Raw genomic sequence first — 22,580 nt, forward strand, 5'->3', positions numbered from 1 at the left:
GATCGAAAGCATGCACTGTGTCGTCAGATAAATGTCCGTCGGAAATTGGTCCGTGTCCCAGCCCAGCAACGCATCGCCCGTGTTCGCGTCAATCGAACCCAGCGCATTCGCCGCCACCGCGGTTTCCATTTCATGCTGCATCGTGTGACCCGCCAGCGTCGCGTGGTTCGTTTCCAGATTCAATTTGAGATGATCAATCAAATCATACTCGCGCAAAAAGTTCAGGCACGCCGCCGCGTCGGAATCATATTGGTGCTTCGTCGGTTCCTTCGGCTTCGGCTCGATGTAAAATTGCCCCTTGAACCCGATCTTCTTTTTGTAATCCACGGCGAGATGCAGAAACCGCGCCAGATGATCCAGCTCGCGTTTCATGTCCGTGTTCCACAACGTCGAATAACCTTCGCGCCCGCCCCAGAAAGTAAAACCTTCGCCGCCGAGTTCGTGCGTCACTTCCATCGCCTTCTTCACCTGCGCCGCCGCGTAGGCGAACACATCCGCGTTGCAGCTCGTCGCCGCGCCGTGCGCGTAACGCGGATGCGCGAACAAACATGCCGTGCCCCAAAGTAATTTAATACCCGTGCGCTTTTGCTCCTGCTTGAAAACTTTTACGATCGCGTCGAGATTTTTGTTCGATTCCTTGAGCGTCTTGCCTTCAGGCGCCACGTCGCGATCGTGAAACGCGTAATACGGCGCGCCAAGTTTTTCGATGAATTCAAACGCCACGCGCGCGCGGTTCTGCGCATTGGCGATCGATTCGGAATTGTCATCCCACGGGCGGATGGCGGTGCCGACGCCGAACTGGTCGGAGAGCCGGTTGCGAAACGTGTGCCAATACACGACCGAGAACCGCAGCCAGTCTTTCATCGCGCGGCCTTCGACGATTTCGCCGGCATTATAATATCTGAAGGCGAGCGGATTTTTGGATTGCGGGCCTTCGAACTGGATTTTGGAAATCTTGGGGAATGCGGAAGACATGGTGGCAAAAATGTTTTTTTTCGTTATTGGTTCAAGCGCGCCATTGCTAGTTCATTGGTTCCAGAAATTCAAGCGACAAAAACGGGGATGGAGGATTGTCCATGCGTATCCTAAAATTGTCCATTGGACTTTTGCCGGTACTTATGGTTCGCATACCTCTCAGCAATCATCCATTCATTTTGACGCGCAGAGAAGAGCCAAAATCATCCACGGATGGAGCACCGATTAAAAACTGGTTAAGAATTTTCTTTTCCGTGTCCATGACTCTTTCTCCCAGTGGCCGTCCGCAAGGACCTCTGCGCCTCTGCGTCAATCCGTTTTTTTCTTTACCCTTTAGTGGTTGTTAAAAAAACTCATCTCTATATACTCCGCCGCTAATTATGAATTCTTCCAAACCCGAACTTTGGCAGCGCTTCCAGAAGTATTACACCGAATTCCCCTCGCTCGGTCTGGCTATGGACTTGAGCCGGATGAATTTCAAGGATGACTATTTCGAAACGATGAAAACCCCCATCCAAAAGGCCTTTATCGCCATGGCCGAATTGGAGAAGGGCGGCATCGCCAACCCCGACGAGAAGCGCATGGTCGGGCATTATTGGCTGCGCAACGCCGCGCTCGCGCCCACGCCTTCGCTCGGCAAGGAAATCACCGATTGCCTCGCGAGCATCAAATCGTTCGCCGCGGAAGTCCATAAAGGCGCGGTCAAAGGCGCGAAGGGCGCGTTCAAAAACCTGCTGGTCATCGGCATCGGCGGCTCGGCGCTCGGACCGCAATTCGTTTCCAATGCCCTCACCCAGGGACCAGCCGACAAGCTGCAGATCCATTTCTTCGACAATACCGACCCCGACGGCATGGACAAAGTCCTGGCCAAAATCGGCAATGAACTCGGCGTCACGCTGACAGTGGTCATCTCCAAGTCCGGCGGAACCAAAGAAACCCGCAATGGCATGCTCGAAGCCGAAGCCGCCTACAAAAAGGCCGGTTTGGACTTCGGCACGCACGCGGTAGCCGTCACCGGGCCGATGAGCGAATTGGACAATTACGCCACGAAGAACAAATGGATTAAGCATTTCCCGATGTGGGATTGGGTGGGTGGCCGCACCAGCGAACTTTCCGCGGTCGGTCTGCTTCCGGCGGCTTTGCAAGGCTTTGATATCCAAGCGATGCTCGATGGAGCGAAGGCTTGCGATGATATTACCCGCGTGCCTGACGTTTCCAAGAATCCTTCGGCCCGACTGGCCTTGATGTGGTATTACATCGGTAACGGTAAAGGCAGTAAAAACATGGTTATTTTGCCCTATAAAGACCGTCTGGAGCTGTTTTCCAAATATACACAACAATTAGTAATGGAATCGTTAGGCAAAGAAAAGGACTTGGACGGCAAAGTCGTCAACCAAGGCATTGCGGTCTTCGGCAATAAAGGCTCAACCGATCAACATTCTTATGTTCAACAACTTCGGGAAGGTGTGTTGAATTTCTTCATGACCTTTATCGAAGTTCTCAACGATCGTAAGGAAAAATCCATGCTGGTCGAACCGGACGTGACCTCCGGCGACTATTTACAAGGTTTTTTGCTCGGAACCCGCACTGCTTTGCACGAAAACGGCCGAGAATCCATAACGATAACGATAAAGGAAGTGACTCCATTCTCCGTAGGTGTTTTGATTGCCCTGTTCGAGCGTTGCGTTGGTTTTTACGGAACCTTAGTCAACGTGAACGCCTACCATCAGCCTGGCGTCGAGGCCGGCAAGAAGGCTGCGGCGGCGGTGATTTCTCTTCAACTCAAAATGCTGAATTATTTGAGCGAGAAAAAAGGCCATGCTCTGACTTCCGCCCAATTGGCCAGCGGCATTGGTGCGCCGGACGATAACGAAACCGTTTTCAAACTTTGCGAACATCTGGCGGCGAATCCCGATCACGGCGTCAAGAAGACCCTGGGCAATTCTCCATTTGATGCGACGTATCAAAAGGTTTAGAGATAGAGATGTTCGTTTATCAGAAGAAGTATGACGTCATCGTCATCGGTGCCGGTCATGCTGGCGTGGAGGCTGCCCTGGCGGCGGCGCGGATGGGTTGCCAAACTCTGCTCCTGACGATCAACGCCGATACCATCGGGCAGATGTCCTGCAACCCCGCCATCGGCGGATTAGCCAAGGGACATTTGGCTCGCGAGATTGATGCCCTCGGCGGTGAGATGGGCAAAGCCACCGACCTCACCGGCCTCCAATTTCGGATGCTCAACACCAAGAAAGGTCCCGCCGTTTGGGCTCCGCGCGCACAATGCGATAAGAAGGCTTACCAATTTCGCTTAAAATGGGTTTGCGAACGCGAACCTAATTTGGACGTTAAACAAGGTCAAACCGCAAAATTGTTGCATCGCGACGGACAAGTTTTCGGAGTTGAAACGACTTTGGAAGTTCAATATCACGGAACCACGGTTATCGTCACCACCGGAACTTTTTTACGCGGTTTGATGCACATCGGCCAGAACCAGCAATCCGGTGGCCGGGCTGGGGAATCAGCGGCGATGAGTTTGTCCGGCTCACTCAAGGAAGTTGGAATCGAACTGGGCCGTCTGAAGACCGGCACCCCACCCCGCTTGCTGCGCCGCTCGATTGACTTTTCCAAGACCGAAGCGCAAGGTGGTGACGAGCCCGTCCCCTACTTCACCTATTGGAAAGACGATTTGTTCCACGTGGAACATTCCGGGCTGAATCCCCAGGATGTCGGCCATTCCAATGGCAAATACCCTCCCGGCTCGACTCTTGACCGGCTGAACGGCCAACTCCCCTGCTATATTACTTATACGACCGACGCCACCGCGCAAATCATCCTTGCGAACATCCATAAATCGCCGATGTATTCCGGCGTCATTGAAGGCGTCGGACCGCGCTATTGTCCATCCATCGAGGATAAGATAGTCAAGTTCCCGGAAAAGGAGCGCCAGCAGATTTTCCTCGAACCGGAAGGCATTGCCACGGACGAAATTTATGTCAACGGCTTCTCGACCTGCCTGCCGTATGAAGTCCAGGTCGAAATGGTCCGCACGATCATCGGCTGTGAGAATGCCGAGATTATGCGCCCCGCCTACGCCGTCGAATACGACTTTGCCTTCCCAACGCAACTTCATTCCTCGCTCGAAACGAAAGCCGTTCGCAATCTTTATCTAGCCGGCCAAATCAATGGCACTTCCGGCTACGAAGAAGCCGCCGCCCAAGGCCTCATGGCCGGCATCAACGCCAGCCGCAGGGTCCAAAGCCGCGAACCCATCATCCTACGACGAGACCAAGCCTACATCGGAGTATTGATTGATGATTTGGTTACCAAGGGAACGGTAGAGCCATATCGCATGTTTACTTCGCGGGCAGAATACCGGCTTTTACTTCGCCAGGATAATGCCGACCTGCGTCTTTCCGAAATCGGCCATGACGTTGGCCTATTGCCCGATCGTAATTATCAAAAGTTTGAAGCCAAGAGGCAAGCCATCGAATCCGAGATTGCGCGACTCGAAACAACCCGCATCGGACAGGAGACGCTTATCCAAATGCTGCGCCGACCGGAAGTGACTTACAAGGATCTGCCCGCTCGCGATGAAAGTCTTTCCGAAGAGGTCGTCCAGCAAGTCGAGATCAACATCAAGTATGCCGGCTACATTGATCGGCAGGAGATTGAAGTCGAAAAATTCAAATCCCTCGAAGGCAAACAGATTCCCGAATCTTTCAACTACGACACCGTCCACAGCCTCCGCACCGAAGCGCGCCAAAAACTGAACAAGATCCGCCCGGCAACAGTCGGCCAGGCCTCGCGCATTTCGGGAGTGTCGCCTTCCGACATCGGAGTTCTCCTCGTTTGGCTGAAGCGCGGTGATTCAAGCGCGGCGCGCGAAGCCGATTGCTCGGCGACGGTCGAGTAGCCGCGTTTCATTCCCGGTATTTTTTTTACGCATTTCGCATCGCTTGTCGGCCAATTTTTTTTGCCGCTTCGTGACAGCAAAAAGTCAGGACGAGACACATAAAAATATTTATTGACTATACATAGCTTCGCAATGTATAGTGTCTCTATGCAAAGCACAAAAGGGTTTTACCTATGATCACCAAGGAACTTGTCGCCGCCTCCGCCGAACCGTTGGTCCTCGCGCTGCTCGCGAAAGGCGAGAGTTACGGCTACGCCATCATCCAGGAAATAAAGAGTTTGTCGGACGGCGAAATCGAATGGACCGACGGCATGCTTTATCCCGTGCTGCATCGCATGGAGGACAAAGGCTTGATCAAGGCGCGCTGGGCAGAATCGGAAACCGGGCGCAAACGAAAATATTATTCCATCAAACAGGACGGCAAAAAGGCGTTGCAAAAACAGCGCGACCAATGGCTCACCGTGCACGGTACTTTGTCCAAACTCTGGAAGGAGAAATATGTTTAATCTCGAACGCGAAATTGAAAATTGGCGCCGTGGAATGCTGCGCGGAGGCGTGCGTCCCGCGGAAGTATTGGATGAACTGGAAAGCCATCTCCGCGAAGACATCGAACGAAAAATGAAGTCTGGTTTAAGTGAGCAACCGGCTTTTGATAGCGCAATCCAACAAATCGGCAACGCCGCCGCCCTCAAGCCGGAATTCAAAAATGGAAAGGCAAAAGAGGAACACGCAGTCTCGATCGCGCTGGCCGCCGCCGCCTGTCTTGTGAGCCTGTATGGAGGAGGCTTTGTTATCTACTGGTCGGTTATTGATCTGCAAACACCGCCCGGCGAAAAATATCGAGCCGTCGCACTGGGATGTTTTCTACTCGGCACTGTCATGGTATTGAGCGCGAGCTACGCGGAATTTCTCTGCATAAAAAACCTAATGAAGCGGCGGGCGCTGAAGCTGAAATAACGAAGCGCATATGTTTAATCTCGAACGCGAAATAAAAGCTTGGCGCCGCGAAATGAGGCGCGCGGGGATTCGGACCTCAAATACACTCGACGAATTGGAAAGCCATTTGCGCGCCGAGTTTGAGATATTAACAGCCTCAGACGGAAACGACAAAGAAGCTTTTCAAACGGCAAAATCACACGTGGGCAAGTCCCATCTCCTAAGCGTCGAATTTGATAAAGTAAAAAATTCGAAGTGTTGGCCCGTCATTATTAGTCGGGCATTTTGGATCGTCTTGCTCGTCCTGTTCATTGGCATGTGGCCGGTGAAATCCATTCCCCAACATTCTTTCTTCGATTTTCGGACACTGGCGGTAGCGACCGTCTTTGCCTTATCTGCCGGCCATTCCGCGTGGTATTTGGCTGGCGTGCTGTGCATCGTCTTTATCTGTTTTCGTTCCACGCACACACTAACGAACGCAAGAGCTGCCGCCTTGGAACAGGCGGTATGGGGCTTCAGCCTCCTCGCCGCGGGATTCGTTTTTCTCGCTTTCATACTGGGAATTATCGGAAACCATCATTTCATGGGGGTCTTTTGGGACTGGAACTCTTTTTGGATATGGACACTGGTCCGGTTGATTTTTTTGGCCGGTTTTATTTTCGCACAAAGATTTGCTGGATGGAGCCAGCATAAAAACGTGGTGCTTTATTTGGCTGGCGCGCTGGTGATCAATTTGGCTTGGACGATTATCAGCACAACGGGCGTTAACATTATGGCAATTTGGCGGCTGATGTTTTGGCCCGCGTGGTTTTCATTGGCGGTTCAAGCGCTGGCTTTAGCTTGGACGGTGATGCCAGCGCGCCGTGAATCAACGAGAGAATTCATCTGAACCCCGGAGAACATTTATGTTCGATCTCGAGCGCGAAATAAAAGCTTGGCGGCGCGAAATGATGCGCAACGGCGTGCGCACGACGGAAGTCTTGGACGAATTGGAAAGCCATTTGCGTAATGAGTTCACAAAATTGCTTTTGCCGCACACAACCGAGACGGTTGCATTTGAAAACGCACTCATGCGTGTAGGCAAACCCGCCGCCTTGTCCACCGAGTTCAACAAGGTCTCTAAAACAAAATTTTGGCCAGTCACCTTGATATGGATCGCATTTTTCGTGCTGTCGGCATGGTGGGATTTACGGTGTGCTTTTAATTGGTCCGATCGTCCGCTGCTGCTGGTCAACGCCGTCAGTTTGTTGTCCGGTTATCTGGCGTCGTACATGATAGACGCCCTGTGCCTCATCTACATTTTGTATTGGCGATTCAGAACAGCGACTCCCGCTCGCGCGACCGCGATTGATCGAGCCGTGCTGACTCTCAACAAAATAGCGATTGGGTTCGTGCTGATCGGATTCGCTTTTGGAATCGCCTACAACCGAACGGCAACCGGTCAATACTGGCACTGGCACATAGGCGAAATCGAAACCCTCTTTCGACTCATGTGGCTCGTGATCTTCTCACTGATACTCCGATTTGGCAGTCTCTCGCAACGTGCAACCTCTTTGCTATTTATGGCCGTGGATCTGGTGGGCAATCTCACCTTGTCAGCGGCTGTGCTCGCGCTTTTTCCCGATCCCACCAGACACATTAAAGTGATGATCTCACACTTCGGATTTATCTATGTGTTGCAATTATTGGGCTTGATCATGGGTTCGTTGCCCGAACGAAATGAACCTTGGCGAATAAATCACCAAATGAATCGAGCGAGGAAGGCTCAATCGTGAAAGGAAAACATGTTTGATTTCGAGCGCGAAATAAAAAACTGGCGGCGCGAACTCACGCGCGCCGGCATTCGATCATCCAGTGTGCTCGACGAACTCGAAGGCCACTTGCGCAATGAAACCGCCTCTCTCACCGCGTCCGGCAAACCAGGACCGGAAGCATTTCGCCTCGCCGCCTCGCGCATGGGAAATGCGTACGAGTTACATGCTGAGTTTAAAAAATTAAAAGTGCGTCCGATTTGGCCAGTGACGATCGGAACAACTTTTTGGGGCGTGAGCGTCGCCCTGCTGGCCTTCGCGGTGATTTCTTTGTTTGTAACTCGTGAGTCCTATCTGCGGATTCATCATGAGCCAATAGACCCGCTTGATCTTGCGGGAATGTTTGCCTTGTTCAGTGGATTTACGGCTGAGTTTCTCGCGGGCGCATTTGCCATCAGTTACTTTTCCTATGAGCGGTTCCACGCGCTGACTTCCCGCCGCGAACAATCGCTGGAACAAGCCGTCACACGCTTCAATTTAATCGCCGCCGGCCTGGTTGGCATCACGTTCATAGTGGGAATCTGCTCCAATCTTCAAAACGAAGGCTATCTTTATCATCCAAAGTTTCGTGAGGCGGGACATCTATGCAGTCTGGTGTGGCTATTTTCCTTCGCGTGGCTTTTAAGGTCAGGAAAATTCAACACTCGCGTAATCATGTTGCTATGCAGTGCGGGCAATATCGTCCTGGGCATTGATTGGTTTGTCGCGGGCTTTATCTCGAAAGAAGGCACGGGCGCGTTTTTTAGTTGGCGGTTTTGGCCGGTGCATGCATTCATCGCAATTCATTTTTTGGTTATCATTTTGGGAATGACCACGCTTAAGCAAGAGACGCTGGCGAAATCTTGAATTAGTAACTCGTAGGCCAGCCAGTTTCAATCGGCTTGACCTGGCAAATTGAAAGTGCCAGATATAGGCATGCTCAAATCTCCGGCGATGGCTATTCTTCTGGCGCTCGGCATTGCGGGATGTTCGTCGGATAATCACGCATCGGAGGCGAGCAAGAAAAAGTCCACCCCGAAGCCTTCGACCAACTCCATCGCCGCAGTTACTAATACCGCGCCGGAATTTTTGCTGCACTCGTTTAAAAAAATCCAGATCTCCGATAAGTTCTGGAGCGAAGGCGCAAACTTCGGTGACTTCAATCGCGATGGCCAGATGGACATTGTCTCCGGCCCGTTTTGGTACGAAGGCCCGGATTTCAAAAAGCGCCACGAATATTATCCCGCCACTAAAACTTTCACGCGCACGAAAAGCGATGGCACGACGGAAACCATTCCCGGCTTTGAAGGCGCGCTCGGCACGAAGAACACTTACTCGGACAATTTTTTCGCGTTCGTCTATGATTTCAACGGCGATGGCTGGCCGGACATTTTAATTTATAATTTTCCCGGGCTCGACGCGTCGTGGTACGAAAATCCCAAGGGCACGGACGGCCCGTGGCAGCGGCACATGATTTTTAACCAGGTGGACAACGAATCGCCGGCGTTCACGGACATCAATGGCGATGGCAAGCCGGACATCGTTTGCAATTCCGGTGGTTATTTTGGCTACGCGACCGCTGATTGGGAACATCCCGAGAAGCCGTGGAAGTTTCATCCGATCACGCCGAGCGGCGGCTGGCAAAAATTCACCCACGGCCTCGGTGTCGGCGACGTCAATGGCGATGGCCGCATGGATTTGCTTGAGAAGGACGGCTGGTGGGAACAGCCGGCGTCGCTCGCGAACGATCCAGTGTGGAAATTTCATCCGTTCCCCTTCGCGCCCGAACGGGGCGGCTCGCAGATGTATGTCTATGACGTGAATGGCGACGGCAAAAACGATGTCATCACCGCAATCGCCGCGCACGGTTATGGCCTCGCGTGGTTCGAGCAAACCAACACGGCGGACGGCGGCATCACCTTCATCAAGCACGTGATTCTGCCCGAACAGACCACGAAAGAACGCCCGCCGCCGGGTCGTTATGGCGTGCAATTTTCCCAGCTTCATTCCGTCGCGCTGGCGGATGTGGATGGCGACGGGCTCATGGACATCATCACCGGCAAACGCTTTTGGGCGCATGGCCACAACGGCCCCGATCCGGATTCCGACGGGCCCGCGGTGCTTTATTGGTTCAAGCTCACGCGTCCCGCGAAAGGCCGCGCGGAATTTGTGCCGCACATGATTGATAATTATTCGGGCGTGGGCACGCAGGTCGTCGCGGGCAACATCAGCAACTCGAAATATCCCGACATCGTCGTCGGCAACAAACGCGGCACGTTCGTATTTTTGCATCAGACCAAAGCGGTGAGCAAAATGCAGTGGGATGCTGCGCAACCGAAAGCCGCCAGTTCCGCGCCTATGCAATAAAAATGAAACGTATTTCAAAACCACCATGCGCTTCTTCTCCCTCTCCCCGCGACAACGCGGGGAGAGGGTTGGGGTGAGGGGCTGTTTATCTCGAAAAGCCGCTGGTTCGGCGCTCCTGGGGCGCCGCTGTTGTTGGAGGGTAGTGGCGAATATTAAGCGAGGCGGCGCGTCAGTAAATGCAGACAAACCCGTTCGATTTTTCAATATGAAATTAGCGCATAGAATTATTTTGCTGGCCGTGGCATCGCTTCCCTTCGTCATGAACGCCAGCCTCGCTCAAGAGATGCCGCCGCCGGACGTGATCAAGTTCGCCGGACTTTCGCCGGAAGATGCCGCGAAGGAAATGACGTTGCCGCCGGGATTCAAAGCCATTTTATTCGCCGGCGAACCAGATGTGATGCAGCCGATTTCATTTGCGATTGATGATCGCGGGCGGATCTGGGTGGCGGAAGGTTATACTTATCCGAAGCGCGCGCCGGAAGGGCAGGGCAAGGATCGCATCGTGGTTTTTGAAGATACGAATGGCGACGGCAAGTTCGACCGCCGCACGGTGTTCATCGAGGGATTGAATTTGGTCAGCGGCATGGAGGTGGGTTTCGGCGGTGTGTGGGTCGGCGCCGCGCCGTATTTCATGTTCATTCCGATGCAGGATGGCGACATGCCGAAGCCGAGCGGGCCGCCGCAAATTTTGCTCGATGGCTGGGGTTACCAGGACACGCACGAGACGTTGAACACGTTTAAGTGGGGCCCGGACGGCTGGCTGTATGGCTGCCACGGAGTTTTCACAGTGTCAAAAGTCGGCAAGCCTGGCACGCCGGAAAATGAACGCACCACTGTGACGGCGGGCGTGTGGCGTTATCATCCGACGCGACACACGTTTGAATATTTTGCCGAAGGCACGAGCAATCCTTGGGGAATTGATTTCGATGAAAATGGCCAATGCTTTACCGAGGCCTGCGTGATTCCACATTTGTGGCACATGATTGAAGGCGGCCGCTACATGCGCCAGGGTGGCCAGCATGTGAACCCTTATATTTTCGACGACATCAAAACCATCGCCGACCACTTGCATTACGCGGGCAACCAGGGGCCGCACGCGGCGAACGGACGCTCGGCTTCGATGGGCGGTGGACACGCGCACGCGGGCCTGATGATCTATCAAGGCGGCGCGTGGCCGACAAATTACAACGGTCAGATTTTCATGAACAACGTCCACGGCGCGCGCATGAACATGGATATTCCCGAACGCCAGGGTTCCGGTTTCGTCGGCCATCACGGGAAAGATTTTATTCTCTACAATGATTCGTGGTCGCAGGTGCTCAACATGCAGTCGGACCAAAACGGCTCCATGTACATGATTGATTGGTACGATAAAAATCGCTGCCACAGCACGGACGTGAATGCGCATGACCGCTCGAACGGGCGCATCTTCAAAGTCGTTTACGGCGATACAAAATGGACGCCGGTGGATTTGCAGAAAAAGTCGGATTACGAATTGGTCGCCATGCTGGGCGCGGGAAATGATTTTTACGCGCGGCACGCGAGCCGGATTTTGCAGGAGCGCGCCGCCGCCGGCACGCTGAGCGCACAAGCCAAAGAACGCCTTTTGGGACTTGTCAGTCCAGACGGAAGCACTGCCGACACCTTGGTTTCGGCGACTTACGGCATCGCATCAAAAGACACTTATGAACTGCGCGCGTTGTGGACTTTCCATGACATCGGCGCGTTGACGGAAGACCTCGCGTTGAAATTGTTGCGCAAGCCGAATGAATATATTCACGCCTGGACGATTCAATTTCTCGCGGAGGACAAAAATATTTCGGATGCGGTAATGAAAGAATTTGTTCGCCTGGCGCACGAGGACAAGTCGCCGGTGGTGCGGCTTTATCTGGCGTCCGCAATGCAGCGCGTTCCGGCGGCGCAGCGTTGGGATGTCGTCGAAGCGCTGGATGCGCACAGCGAAGACGCCAACGACCATAACCTGCCATATATGTATTGGTACGCGGCGGAGCCGTTGCCGACGGTGGATATTGTGCGTTCGTTGAAGCTGGCGGAGGCGTCGAAAATTCCGCGGATGTTGCAATTCACCGTGCGGCGCGTCGCCGCGATTGGCACGCCGCTCGCGTTTGGCTCGATCACAGAAAGTCTGGGGCGCGTCAGCGAAGATTCGCAGCGGCTGGATATTTTGAATGGCTTGAGCACAGCGTTGAATGGCCGCCGCAAGGCCGACATGCCGGAAGGCTGGTACGCGGTCGAAACCAAAATGAACGCGAGCGCAAATGCCGACGTGCGGGCGCAGGCAGAGGCGTTGTCGCTGGTGTTCGGCAGCCCGAACGCGCTGGCTTCGTTGCGCAAAACGGTGATGGACGGAACGGCTAAACCGAATGCGCGGCGCACAGCGGTGGCTTCGCTGTTGTCGGTGCATGACCCGGAATTGCCGGGATTGTTGCTGCAACTTTTGTCCAATCCCGAGCTTCAAGAATCAGCGTTGCGCGGGCTCGCGGCTTATGACGATGCGAAAACTCCCGGCGCGATTCTCGCGATTTATTCCACGCTGCCGCCGCCGCACAAACGCGATGCTTTGAATACGCTGGCATCGCGAATTGATTTTGCGAAACCGTTGCTCGATGCCATCGCGGCAGGCTCGGTGCCGCCCAAGGATTTGACGGCGGACGTGGTGCGGCAGTTGCGCGGATTGAAGAACACGGAAGTGGAGGCGGCAATTTTAAAATTGTGGGGCGTTTCGCGCGACAGTTCGGCGGACAAAAAAGCGGAGATCGCGAAATACAAAGGTATCTATTGGGCGGGCGGTTCGGTGCCGGGCGATGGCCCGCGCGGGCGGTTGGTTTTTTCGCGCACCTGCCAGCAATGCCACACGCTCTTCGGCACGGGCGGACACGTCGGGCCCGACCTCACCGGTTCGGCGCGCGCGGATTTGGATTATATCGTGTTGAACATCGTGGATCCGAACGCCGTGATCCCGAATGATTATCGCGCGTCCATTCTCGAGACGAAGGATGGTCGCAGCATCACGGGCATCGTGACCAAGCAAGACGATCACGCGCTCACGGTCGTCACCGCCAACGAAACTCTGGTGCTGCCGCGCAACGAAATCACTTCGCAAACGCTCAGCCCGCTCTCGATGATGCCGGAAGGTCTGTTGCAATCACTCAGCGATCAGGAAGTGCGCGACTTGCTTTATTATTTGGGCCGGCCGGGGCAGGTTCCGTTTCCAACCGTAAGCGAGATTCCCGCGAACGCCGCGGATTTTTTCAACGATAAGGATTTGTCCGCATGGGATGGTGATACGAATTTGTGGCGCGTTGAGAATGGAGAAATCGTGGGCAGCACGAAGACGGGCTTGAAGCACAATGAATTTTTGAAGAGCCGCATGGAGTTGGAAAATTTCCGGCTGAGGTTGAAAGTGAAACTCACACCGAACAGCGAGAACAGCGGCGTGCAGTTTCACAGCGAGCGCAGCGGCGATTACAAAATGAAAGGTCCGCAGGCGGACATCGGTTTGGGTTGGTGGGGAAAATTATACGAGGAGAATGGCCGCGCGATCCTTTCCAACCAACCCGGCGATGCGTTCGTCAATACGAACGAGTGGAACACTTATGAAATCCTCGCCGTGGACGGCAAGGTTCGCACGGCGCTCAATGGCCACCTATGCGTGGACATGGACGATGCACAAATCGCGCGCCGCGGTATCACGGGTTTGCAGATGCACGCGGGCGGCCCGATGGAAGTGCGGTTTAAGGAACTGAAACTGGAGTTGAATCCGAAGTTTGAAATGATGACGGTGAAGTGATGTGGATGGTTTTCACTTTCACGGGAGGGCGAGCGTACTCGCGAGCCCCATATCTATTGAGGGTTTGAAAACAATAATCCAGTTACGGCTCGCGAGTACGCTCGCCCTCCCATTGACAAGTTTTCAATCAGTCCATTGTCACTAGATACCGAAAACCTCTATCAGCGACGGGATGCTGGCGGCGGCGATGATGACGCCGGTCTGAATTTTTTTTCTACGGGAATTTAATTCTCCGCCGCGAAAATTGAAAAAAGACATGCAGCAAACCAAGGCAAACATCGAACACAGCCATTCTAATACCATCGTGCGCGTCAGGCCGTTTCGTGCGTCCCCTACGGGAAAATAATTCTTTAATAAAAATAATAAAAATGGCAGATAATAATTCAAAAGTCCCATCAAGGCGGCACAGGCGGTGATCAGCAGAAACGCAAAAATGATTGCTCGCATGGCGTTAAGCGAAATGGACGAGGCGAAAACGAACGCGCCGAACGCCAGCACATAAGCCATCGTGAACAGGGCGAAGTCGAGAAGGTCGGAGCTGTCGGATCCTTTGAGGCCGTGTTCCACGGCAAACCAAAGCACGGGTATTATCACTCCGAGCACAATTAGCGAGGCGATTGAAACACCCATTTTTACTAACCATTGTTTGAGTGGCGATATCGGAAGAGTCAGTTGCCAGCCGATGGTCCCCCAGTTGCGTTCTTCCGCCGTTGAAATCGCGCCAAGGAGGATGGGGAGCAAAACAATATATATGGCAGCGTCGGCGAATCGCAATGCGTTGGCCGTTTCCGATTTCGTAAGCCTCCAGTCAATTGTCCCGAAGACGAATATCACAAACGCCACAAATGCAACCAGGTAAACGGAGCGTTGGAGTTGAAGTTCTTTGCGGATGAGGCTGGCGAGTGGACTGGTGTAGCTGGGGAGTAATTTCTTCAGCGGCTGGCTCAAGGCGGCTTCCCACGATTCCGGCAGCTTCACTTCCTGCGAGTGCGAATCAATCACTTGAAAATTCATGAACACGCAATAGCCAAACCAACAGACCGTCGCGCAATAAATGGCGCCGGGAACGCCTATCGCCCAGCGGGGATGTTGCTGAAAAAAGTCCTGCAAGAACGGCACGTCAGGATGCGAGGTATATTGTGCCGCTCCCCAGCAGATAAAGAAAAAACCACCGGCTAAAGCGAGCGGCATCAGCACCATCAGCGCAGCGCCGCCGATGAGATTCTTGCTTATGAGCGGCATTAATGAGGCGGAACAAAAGGCGATCACAATCTCCGGTCCAAAAACACGAATCATTTCATGGAGGGTAACGATTTCCCCGCCGCGATATAAAAATTCCAAGCTAAGCATCGCGGCACCGGCAGCGAGGATCAACGCGACCCCCAGGACTAGCAGTTTCTCGAACCAAACTTGCCGCCGTGAAACCGGTTGTGCCAGCAACAAGAGCAGGGTGCGGGAGTCTAGTTCACCGCCAAATGAACTGGCCGCCAGCAGACATGCGCAGCCCGCGAAGACGAGGTTAATAATCCCGACGGTGTCATTTCCCCGAAGCAGCCACGCGAGCGCCGCAGGCAAAAACACCGCGAGGCAAAAAGGGCCCCGCAACAACCGCATTTCTTTTAAGGTTCGCGTGTTCATATTCTCCTATTGCAAGGCGGCCACGAAAATTTCTTCGAGCGTGAGAGCCTCAGTGGTCACCGTTTCGGGGCGCAGGGCGTTGAGTTGCGCGAGGACTTTTTCGGATTCACCATTAACGATGAGTTCGACTTCGCGGCCTTCACGCCGCACGCGTTTTGCGCCGGGAAAATCCGTGACGGCCGGCATGGCGGCAAAGCGCGCGCGGATTTTTTTGTAGCGCGAGCGCGCCTCGTCGGCGTTCAGCGACACCGTTTCACGGCCATTGTCTATGATGGTAAAATCGTCAATCAACCCTTCAAACTCGGTGATCAAATGCGTGGAAACAAAAACGGTGCGGCTCGGATCAGCGGCTTGATACGCGCCGATGACGGTCTGGATGAATTCGCGCCGCACGATGGGATCGAGGCCGGAGGTCGGCTCGTCGAGAATCAGCAAATCGGGTTCGGGACAGACCGCGCCGATCAGGGCGACCTGGGTCTTCTGGCCTTTGGACAATGAATTCGCTTTCTGTTTTTCGTCGAGGCGAAATTGGCCGAGAAGTTCGCGTTCAGTTTTTTTGTTCCAATGTTTGCGGAAGGACGCGAGATAATCCAGCGTGTCGCGCACGGTCATCCACGGGTAAAACGCGACGAAATCCGGGACGTAAGCGATGCGCGATTTGACGGCGACTTCATCCTTGCGCGGGTCGAGGCCGAAGACGCGCACGGAGCCGGACGAGGGTTGCAACAGATTCAACAGGCACTTGATGGTCGTGGTTTTGCCCGCGCCGTTGCGGCCGAAAAAGCCGTAGCATTTGCCGGGTTCGACGCGCAGGCTGAGGTCATTGACGGCATCCATCTTTCCGTATTTGCGGACGAGATGCTTGATTTCGATTGCGGGTGTTTCGGTGTTCATAGGTTGCGGGCCTCGTCGTTGGACTTGTTTTGATCGGCAAAAGCTTTGAGACGTTCCTTTACCATCGCGAGAAAATCGGCATCGCTGACTTGAAGGTTGTGGGCCTGGACAATGGCGGCATCAATGTCCGCGGCGAGAAGATTTTCGCGCACCTGCCGTTTGAACGGCGAGTTGCCTTCCGAAACAAAACAGCCCTTGCCCGCGATGGTTTCGATGATGCCCTGGCTTTCGAGTTCGGCGTAAGCCTTGGAGACGGTATTGCGGTTGATGCGCAACTGTTCCGCCAGCGGACGGATCGAGGGCAGCGGTTCCCCCGGCCGCAATGCCCCCGAAGCCGTCGCGGACTTGATCTGGTCCACCACCTGGAGATAGACCGGTTTGCCGGACTTGTAGTTGAGTTGAATAACCATCGCTTGGCGTCTGTTGTTTTACTGTCATAGGATACTAGGACAGTTTAAAGAAAAGGTCAAGAGGTTTTTTGAAAATACTTTTTTGGGAGGGCGAGCGTACTCGCGAGCCGTGACATTTTCGAGAGGCTAGACGAACATTACGGCTGAAAATGACAAGGCCGAGTTGCTGCTGGTACGTTTACTTTATCGGATATTCAAAGCCCGGCGGCGTCAAGTAACACCTTTTTTGCGGCACTTTGGAGAATAGATTGATCTGGAAGAAATAAAGCCATGATCATGTCACGGCTCGCGAGTACGCTCGCCCTCCCTTTTTAAGTTATAGCAGTTTTACCTGCAACTCTTCGCGGGTGAGTTCTTCGCCGAGGCCTTGCGTGCCAGCGCGGCGGCGTTCCATGATGTGCTTGTCCACGAGGGGATCGTAGGCGACGGGATATTTTCCGTCGTAACAGGCCATGCAGAAATTTTCCTTGGGCAAACCGGTCGCGCGGACCATGCCTTCTTTCGACAAATAGGAAAGCGAATCGGCGTTGAGATATTTGCGGATCTCTTCGAGGGTGTGATTGGCCGCCATGAGTTTGCTGCGGTCGGGAAAATCAATGCCGTAAAAGCAGGGGTTCATGTGCGGCGGACAACTGACCATCACGTGCACTTCCTTCGCGCCGGCTTCCTTCAAATTGTTGACGCGGGATTTGCAGGTGGTTCCGCGCACGATGGAATCGTCCACGACAATGACGCGTTTGCCCTTCACCAGTTCGTGAATCAAATTCAATTTCACGCGCACGTCGAAGTCGCGGATGAGTTGCGACGGCTGAAGAAAACTGCGGCCGACATAGTGGTTGCGCACGAAGGCCATCTCGTAGGGAATGCCGGATTCGAGCGAGTAACCGAGCGCGGCGCAGTTGCCGCTGTCGGGCACGGGGATGACGAGATCGGCCTTGACGGGATGTTCGCGGGCGAGTTCGCGGCCCATTTCCACGCGGACTTTATAGACGTTTCGATTAGCGATGGTGCTGTCGGGTCGCGCGAAATAAACGTATTCAAAAATGCAGAATGCGCGTTTGTCCTGCTCGGGAAAAGCCTGAATGCTGCGCAAACCATTCTCGTCAATGATCACGATTTCGCCGGGCTCGACATCGCGGACGAATTCGGCGTGGATCAAATCAAACGCGCACGTCTCGCTGGCGAGCACCCATGCGCCATCCACCTTGCCAAGGGAGAGCGGGCGAAAACCGTAGGGATCGCGCACGCCGATCAATTCGCGCTCGGTCATGATGGCGAGCGAATACGCGCCTTCGATGCGGCGCACGGTTTCGACGAGATTATTTTCCTGGCCGTCGAGCGTGGGTTGCGCGAGGAGATTCAAAATGATCTCGCTGTCCACGCTGGTCTGGAACATCAAGCCTTGCGCTTCAAGTTCGTCGCGCACCTTGGCGGCGTTGGTCAAATTGCCGTTGTGCGCGACGGCGATCTGGCCGAGGCGGCAATTACCGGTGAGCGGCTGGGCGTTGCGCAGATGCGACGAGCCGGTGGTGGAATAACGCGTGTGGCCGACGGCCATCGAGCCTTTCAACAGGTCGAGGGATTCGCCCTTGAAAATTTGCGAAACGAGACCCATGCCGCGGTGCTCGTGAAAACGCGCGCCGTCGCAAGTGACGATGCCCGCGCTTTCCTGCCCGCGATGTTGCAGCGCGTAAAGGCCGTAGTAAGTGAGTTGCGCGGCGTTGGGGTGGCCAAAGATGCCGAACACGCCGCAATAATGTTTCGGATAAATCTGCGCGTCATCCCCGGCCAGCGCAGCCGTTTCCAAGGGGTCGTTCGACGTGAGTTTCATCGTCAGTTCATTGCGCGCGCGATCGCATTCCACCAGGCGTCATACAAATCGCGCGTATCCGCTGTTATTGTTCCCTCACTTGTTTTTATTTGCAAGGCCGGGCCGCGCACCGTGCCGATTTGCAAGGCGGGAACGCCGAGAATTTTCGCCTGCGCCAAAACTTTGTGCGCGTGCAACGCCGCGACGGAAATAACCACGCGACTTTGGGTTTCGCCAAACAGGAGCGCGTCCAAACGGGTTTTAGCGACTGCGGACAAATCAATTTCCGCGCCGATCAAGCGCGGGGTTTCGCGGGCGACCTGTTGCGAGATGCAACTTTCGGCGAGCGCAACTGCCAAGCCGCCTTCACTGCAATCGTGCGCGCTTTTCACGACGCCGGAGCAGATCAACGAATGCAAGGCGAGGTGCAATTCTTTTTCCTTCGCCAGACCGCAACGCGGCGGCGTGCCGGTTTTGAGGCCGTGAATCTGTTGCAAATATGCGGAGCCGCCGAGACCGAGAATGGGATCGGTGGTGTCCACGACGTCGCCTAATAAGATAATGGCGTCGCCCTCGTCCTTGAACCATTGCGTGGTGACGTGCTCGAGTTTGTCAACGAGGCCAACCATCGCGACGGTGGGCGTGGGGTCAATCGGGCCGTTGGGATTTTGATTATAGAGACTGACGTTGCCGCCGGTGACGGGAGCGTTGAAAGCGCGGCAGGCTTCGGCGAGGCCGCGAACGGATTCACGCAGTTGCCAGAAAATTTCCGGGTTGTGCGGATTGCCGTAGTTCAAATTATCCGTGCTGCCGAGCGGCACCGCACCGGCGCAGGCGAGATTGCGCGCGACTTCGGCGACGACCGTTTTCGCGCCTTCGTAGGGATCGAGATACACATACGCGGCGTTGCAATCCACTTTCATGGCGATGAATTTTTCCACCGCGCTTTTGCCATCGCTATTCTCCGCACCGGGCACGGAGTCAGCCTTGATGCGCACAACCGCGGCATCCGAGCCGGGACAAACCACCGTGCCATCGCGCACCATGTGATCGTATTGGCGATACACCCAATTCTTCGACGCGATCGTGGGCCACGCGAGCAGCGCCTTCAGATCGGCGGCGGCATCGCGCGTGTCGGGAACGCCATCCAGGCGGAACGCGCGAACGGCTTTCAAATATTCCGGCTCGGTGAATTCGCGTTGATAAATGGGCGCTTCGTCGGCGAGTTTTTTTGCGGGAATATCCGCGACCATCGTGCCGTGATTTTTCACGACCATGCGGCCCGAGTCGGTCACGCTGCCGATCTCCGCCCACGGCAAATCCCATTTGTCGAAAATGCGTTTCACCTCGGCCTCGCGGCCTTTATGCACGATGATGAGCATGCGCTCCTGCGATTCGCTGAGCATGATTTCGTAAGGCGTCATGTTCGGCGCGCGCTGCGGCACTTTGCTGAGATCAATCTCGATGCCGGTGCTGGCGCGCGCGGCGGTTTCGCAAGTGGAACAGGTTAAACCCGCCGCGCCCATGTCCTGAATGCCGGCGACGGCATCGGTCGCGAGCAATTCGAGGCACGCTTCCATCACGAGTTTTTCCATGAAAGGATCGCCGACCTGCACCGCACCGCGTTGTTGCTCGGCGGATTCCTCGGTCAAGTCTTGCGAAGCGAACGCCGCGCCCGCCAAGCCATCGCGACCCGTCGCGGGGCCGACATAAAACACCGGATTACCAATGCCCTTCGCCGCGCCGCGAGCGATTTGTTCGTGGCGCAATACACCGAGACAAAAAGCGTTTACGAGCGGATTGCCCTCGTAGGATTTGTCGAAATAAACTTCGCCGGACACCGTGGGGATGCCGAAACAATTTCCGTAATGCGCGATGCCCGACACCACGCCCGCGAACAAGCGCTTGTTCTTCGCGACTTCGGCTTTCTGTTCGGCGGTGGCTTCGCCATTCGCGGCGGATTGGATGGGGCCGAAGCGCAGGGAATTGATCGCGCAGATGGGCCGCGCGCCCATCGTGAAAATATCGCGGATGATGCCGCCGACGCCGGTGGCCGCGCCTTGAAACGGCTCGACCGCGCTCGGATGATTGTGCGACTCGATCTTGAAGGCAATCGCGAGGCCATCGCCGACGTCAATGATGCCGGCATTTTCCTCGCCCGCGCCGACGAGAATTTTTGGCGACTTGGTGGGAAAACCCTTGAGCAGCGGACGGCTGTTTTTATAAGAGCAATGCTCGCTCCACATCACCGAGAAAATACCAAGCTCAGTGTAGTTGGGATCGCGGCCGAGAATCGTTTTGATGCGCTCGAACTCGTCCGGCGTGAGGCCGTGCTGCTTGATGAGTGCGGGAGTGATGGCGGGGTCGGTAATCATGAATGGCTAGTTAGATGGTCGCTTTTTAAGACCAACGATTCTCACTTCCTTGACGGCATGATCCGCCCAAAAGGAAATCATCCACGGATGGAGAAATTTTACCTGAACTTTCCGGCCGGAAGGCTCGTAGAAAAAAGAGCCGGTCATTTGATAGGGATCGGCAGCCAGAGCGCGAAAAATTGCATCTAATTGTTCGCGCTGACGCAGTGGTAAATGAATAATTACCTCCATCACCGCGCCGTGCAAAATGTACGCGTATGCCGAGGGCATTTACAGGCCCCTGGCCTTTAACTCGTTGTGCTTCCTCTCGAATTCCTCGGCGGTTACTTTGTGACCGGCGTCCATGTCTTTCATTCGCCGCCCGATTTCCTCCCTGAATTCGGCTTCTTCTTGTTGCCCCATCCCGGCGAGAAAAGCAAATAACTGCGAACGCTCCTCTGGGGAAAGCTCGTTTATTTTTTCTGTCAGTTCGGCGACACTCATCAAACATCTGTAGTCTATTTTAAGTGATTTTTCAATGTTAAATCATCACGCCGCCTTCGCCACCGGCTTGCTTTCCAGCGCGTGAATCAGGCTCTCAAAAATCAACCGTCCGTCCGTGCTGCTGAGCATTGGTTCGCTGGCGCGTTCGGGGTGAGGCATCAGGCCGGCGACATTGCGGCGCTCGTTGCAGATGCCCGCGATGTTTTGCAGGGAACCGTTGGGATTAGCGGCGTCGCTGGTTTCGCCCTGCGCACTCACGTATTGCCAGAGGATTTGATTCTTCGACTTGAGTTCGGCGAGCGTGGCTTCGTCTGCGAAGTAGCAGCCTTCACCGTGCGCGATGGGGATGCGCATCAGTTTCTCGGCAGGGACGCGGTTGGTGAACGGCGAATCGGGCGTCAAAGTTTTTACGAAAACGTGTTCGCAACGGAATTGCAGCGAGCGATTGCGGATGAGCACGCCTGGCAGCAGACCCGCTTCGCACAAAATTTGAAAGCCGTTGCAGATGCCGAGCACGTGGCCGCCATTCGCGGCAAAAGTCTGGACGGCTTGCATCACGGGGCTGAAGCGTGCGATGGCGCCAGTGCGCAAATAATCACCGTAGCTGAATCCGCCGGGGACGATGATGGCATCGGCATTGCCCAGCGACGTTTCCTTGTGCCAGAGCAGGCGCGCGGAATGGCCGAGGACATTGCGGAGAACGTGCACGGCGTCCTGATCGCAATTCGACGCGGGGAATTGGAGGACCGCGAAGTTCATTCGAGTTCGAGTTTGTAATCTTCGATGACGGGGTTGCTCAGGAATTTGTGGCAGGCCTCGTCGAGCTGTTTGCGGAGCGTCTCGCGGTCGCCGGAGACTTCGATCTCGAGATATTTGCCGACGTGCACGGCGCCGATGCCGGAGTAGCCCAGGTGTTCAAGGGCGTTTTGGACGGTCTTGCCCTGCGGATCGAGCACGGCTTTTTTTGGCGTGATGATAATTTTTGCTTTCATGTCGGCGCGAAATCAAATACCCGGCGAATAATTCGCCGAGATGTTGCGGAAAGCAAGCCGCGGACGCTAGATATTTTTTTGATCACTGGATTCGATAGCGGTGGGTTTGGCTTTTTTGACGCAGAGGCGCGAGAGGCGCAGAGACGCAGAGGGCGGAACAAATTGATCGATAGAAAATTAAGGCAA

At 54.7% G+C, this 22,580-nt stretch carries 19 protein-coding genes; 9 read left to right on the forward strand and 10 right to left on the reverse strand.

The genetic code is table 11. From position 1 onward, the window contains the following. On the reverse strand, window positions 1-975 hold a 975-nt coding region (xylA, locus tag VH413_15015), incomplete at its 3' end, for a xylose isomerase (GenBank protein HEX3800002.1). 380 nt (window positions 976-1,355) lie between these two features. On the opposite strand from xylA, the gene VH413_15020 reads away from it, so the two are divergent. The 9 genes from VH413_15020 to VH413_15060 all read left to right on the forward strand — a co-directional run bounded on the left by VH413_15020 (window position 1,356) and on the right by VH413_15060 (window position 13,792). Continuing rightward, the gene (locus VH413_15020; protein HEX3800003.1) at window positions 1,356-2,951 is read left to right on the forward strand and encodes a glucose-6-phosphate isomerase; all 1,596 of its coding nucleotides are present in this window, start codon (window positions 1,356-1,358) and stop codon (window positions 2,949-2,951) included. A 2-nt stretch (window positions 2,952-2,953) separates the two neighbouring features. Beyond that, the gene (locus VH413_15025) at window positions 2,954-4,888 is read left to right on the forward strand and encodes a tRNA uridine-5-carboxymethylaminomethyl(34) synthesis enzyme MnmG (GenBank protein HEX3800004.1); all 1,935 of its coding nucleotides are present in this window, start codon (window positions 2,954-2,956) and stop codon (window positions 4,886-4,888) included. Between the two features lie 173 nt (window positions 4,889-5,061). Beyond that, window positions 5,062-5,394 carry a PadR family transcriptional regulator gene (locus tag VH413_15030; GenBank protein ID HEX3800005.1) on the forward strand — a complete coding sequence of 111 codons (333 nt, stop codon included), beginning with the start codon at window positions 5,062-5,064 and terminating at the stop codon, window positions 5,392-5,394. Window positions 5,395-5,428: 34 nt separating this feature from the next. After that, a complete protein-coding gene (locus VH413_15035) occupies window positions 5,429-5,845 on the forward strand; it encodes a permease prefix domain 1-containing protein (GenBank protein HEX3800006.1) in 417 nt (138 codons plus the stop codon). A gap of 10 nt (window positions 5,846-5,855) precedes the next feature. Continuing rightward, window positions 5,856-6,713 (forward strand): hypothetical protein, encoded by an 858-nt coding sequence (locus VH413_15040; protein ID HEX3800007.1) that lies wholly within the window; start codon window positions 5,856-5,858, stop codon window positions 6,711-6,713. A 58-nt stretch (window positions 6,714-6,771) separates the two neighbouring features. Continuing rightward, a complete protein-coding gene (locus VH413_15045) occupies window positions 6,772-7,599 on the forward strand; it encodes a hypothetical protein (GenBank protein HEX3800008.1) in 828 nt (275 codons plus the stop codon). Window positions 7,600-7,608: 9 nt separating this feature from the next. Further along, window positions 7,609-8,481: a permease prefix domain 1-containing protein gene (locus VH413_15050; GenBank protein HEX3800009.1), complete on the forward strand. Its 873-nt coding sequence runs from the start codon at window positions 7,609-7,611 to the stop codon at window positions 8,479-8,481. Between the two features lie 87 nt (window positions 8,482-8,568). Beyond that, window positions 8,569-9,981 (forward strand): VCBS repeat-containing protein, encoded by a 1,413-nt coding sequence (locus tag VH413_15055; protein ID HEX3800010.1) that lies wholly within the window; start codon window positions 8,569-8,571, stop codon window positions 9,979-9,981. Between the two features lie 205 nt (window positions 9,982-10,186). After that, window positions 10,187-13,792: a PVC-type heme-binding CxxCH protein gene (locus tag VH413_15060; protein HEX3800011.1), complete on the forward strand. Its 3,606-nt coding sequence runs from the start codon at window positions 10,187-10,189 to the stop codon at window positions 13,790-13,792. A 141-nt stretch (window positions 13,793-13,933) separates the two neighbouring features. On the opposite strand, the gene VH413_15065 is transcribed toward VH413_15060, so the two are convergent. The 9 genes from VH413_15065 to purS form a co-directional block, all read right to left on the reverse strand. Then, a complete protein-coding gene (locus VH413_15065) occupies window positions 13,934-15,430 on the reverse strand; it encodes an ABC transporter permease subunit (protein HEX3800012.1) in 1,497 nt (498 codons plus the stop codon). Window positions 15,431-15,436: 6 nt separating this feature from the next. Then, complete coding sequence (locus VH413_15070; protein HEX3800013.1) at window positions 15,437-16,324, reverse strand: ABC transporter ATP-binding protein; 888 nt, start codon at window positions 16,322-16,324, stop codon at window positions 15,437-15,439. Continuing rightward, window positions 16,321-16,734 carry a GntR family transcriptional regulator gene (locus VH413_15075; protein HEX3800014.1) on the reverse strand — a complete coding sequence of 138 codons (414 nt, stop codon included), beginning with the start codon at window positions 16,732-16,734 and terminating at the stop codon, window positions 16,321-16,323. The genes VH413_15070 and VH413_15075 overlap by 4 nt, the downstream gene beginning before the upstream one ends. A 316-nt stretch (window positions 16,735-17,050) precedes the next feature. Continuing rightward, complete coding sequence (gene purF / locus VH413_15080) at window positions 17,051-18,565, reverse strand: amidophosphoribosyltransferase (GenBank protein ID HEX3800015.1); 1,515 nt, start codon at window positions 18,563-18,565, stop codon at window positions 17,051-17,053. Window positions 18,566-18,567: 2 nt separating this feature from the next. Further along, the gene (gene purL / locus VH413_15085) at window positions 18,568-20,919 is read right to left on the reverse strand and encodes a phosphoribosylformylglycinamidine synthase subunit PurL (protein HEX3800016.1); all 2,352 of its coding nucleotides are present in this window, start codon (window positions 20,917-20,919) and stop codon (window positions 18,568-18,570) included. A 6-nt stretch (window positions 20,920-20,925) separates the two neighbouring features. Continuing rightward, window positions 20,926-21,165: a hypothetical protein gene (locus VH413_15090; GenBank protein ID HEX3800017.1), complete on the reverse strand. Its 240-nt coding sequence runs from the start codon at window positions 21,163-21,165 to the stop codon at window positions 20,926-20,928. Between the two features lie 24 nt (window positions 21,166-21,189). Beyond that, a complete protein-coding gene (locus VH413_15095; GenBank protein ID HEX3800018.1) occupies window positions 21,190-21,405 on the reverse strand; it encodes a hypothetical protein in 216 nt (71 codons plus the stop codon). A 42-nt stretch (window positions 21,406-21,447) separates the two neighbouring features. Next, window positions 21,448-22,161: a phosphoribosylformylglycinamidine synthase subunit PurQ gene (gene purQ, locus VH413_15100; protein ID HEX3800019.1), complete on the reverse strand. Its 714-nt coding sequence runs from the start codon at window positions 22,159-22,161 to the stop codon at window positions 21,448-21,450. Further along, the gene (purS, locus tag VH413_15105; GenBank protein HEX3800020.1) at window positions 22,158-22,394 is read right to left on the reverse strand and encodes a phosphoribosylformylglycinamidine synthase subunit PurS; all 237 of its coding nucleotides are present in this window, start codon (window positions 22,392-22,394) and stop codon (window positions 22,158-22,160) included. The genes purQ and purS overlap by 4 nt, the downstream gene beginning before the upstream one ends. Window positions 22,395-22,580: the final 186 nt, after the last annotated feature.

The organism is Verrucomicrobiia bacterium, from assembly GCA_036268055.1.
Classification (GTDB): Bacteria; Verrucomicrobiota; Verrucomicrobiia; order Limisphaerales; family Pedosphaeraceae; genus DATAUW01.

Coding starts and splice junctions, on each gene's coding strand:
- VH413_15020 (HEX3800003.1), top strand. CDS start 1,356: ATGAATTCTTCCAAACCCGAACTTTGGCAGCGCTTCCAGAAGTATTAC.
- VH413_15030 (HEX3800005.1), top strand. CDS start 5,062: ATGATCACCAAGGAACTTGTCGCCGCCTCCGCCGAACCGTTGGTCCTC.
- VH413_15035 (HEX3800006.1), top strand. CDS start 5,429: ATGCTGCGCGGAGGCGTGCGTCCCGCGGAAGTATTGGATGAACTGGAA.
- VH413_15040 (HEX3800007.1), top strand. CDS start 5,856: ATGTTTAATCTCGAACGCGAAATAAAAGCTTGGCGCCGCGAAATGAGG.
- VH413_15045 (HEX3800008.1), top strand. CDS start 6,772: ATGATGCGCAACGGCGTGCGCACGACGGAAGTCTTGGACGAATTGGAA.
- VH413_15050 (HEX3800009.1), top strand. CDS start 7,609: ATGTTTGATTTCGAGCGCGAAATAAAAAACTGGCGGCGCGAACTCACG.
- VH413_15055 (HEX3800010.1), top strand. CDS start 8,569: ATGGCTATTCTTCTGGCGCTCGGCATTGCGGGATGTTCGTCGGATAAT.
- VH413_15060 (HEX3800011.1), top strand. CDS start 10,187: ATGAAATTAGCGCATAGAATTATTTTGCTGGCCGTGGCATCGCTTCCC.
- VH413_15065 (HEX3800012.1), bottom strand. CDS start 15,430: ATGAACACGCGAACCTTAAAAGAAATGCGGTTGTTGCGGGGCCCTTTT.
- VH413_15070 (HEX3800013.1), bottom strand. CDS start 16,324: ATGAACACCGAAACACCCGCAATCGAAATCAAGCATCTCGTCCGCAAA.
- VH413_15075 (HEX3800014.1), bottom strand. CDS start 16,734: ATGGTTATTCAACTCAACTACAAGTCCGGCAAACCGGTCTATCTCCAG.
- purF (HEX3800015.1), bottom strand. CDS start 18,565: ATGAAACTCACGTCGAACGACCCCTTGGAAACGGCTGCGCTGGCCGGG.
- purL (HEX3800016.1), bottom strand. CDS start 20,919: ATGATTACCGACCCCGCCATCACTCCCGCACTCATCAAGCAGCACGGC.
- purQ (HEX3800019.1), bottom strand. CDS start 22,161: ATGAACTTCGCGGTCCTCCAATTCCCCGCGTCGAATTGCGATCAGGAC.
- purS (HEX3800020.1), bottom strand. CDS start 22,394: ATGAAAGCAAAAATTATCATCACGCCAAAAAAAGCCGTGCTCGATCCG.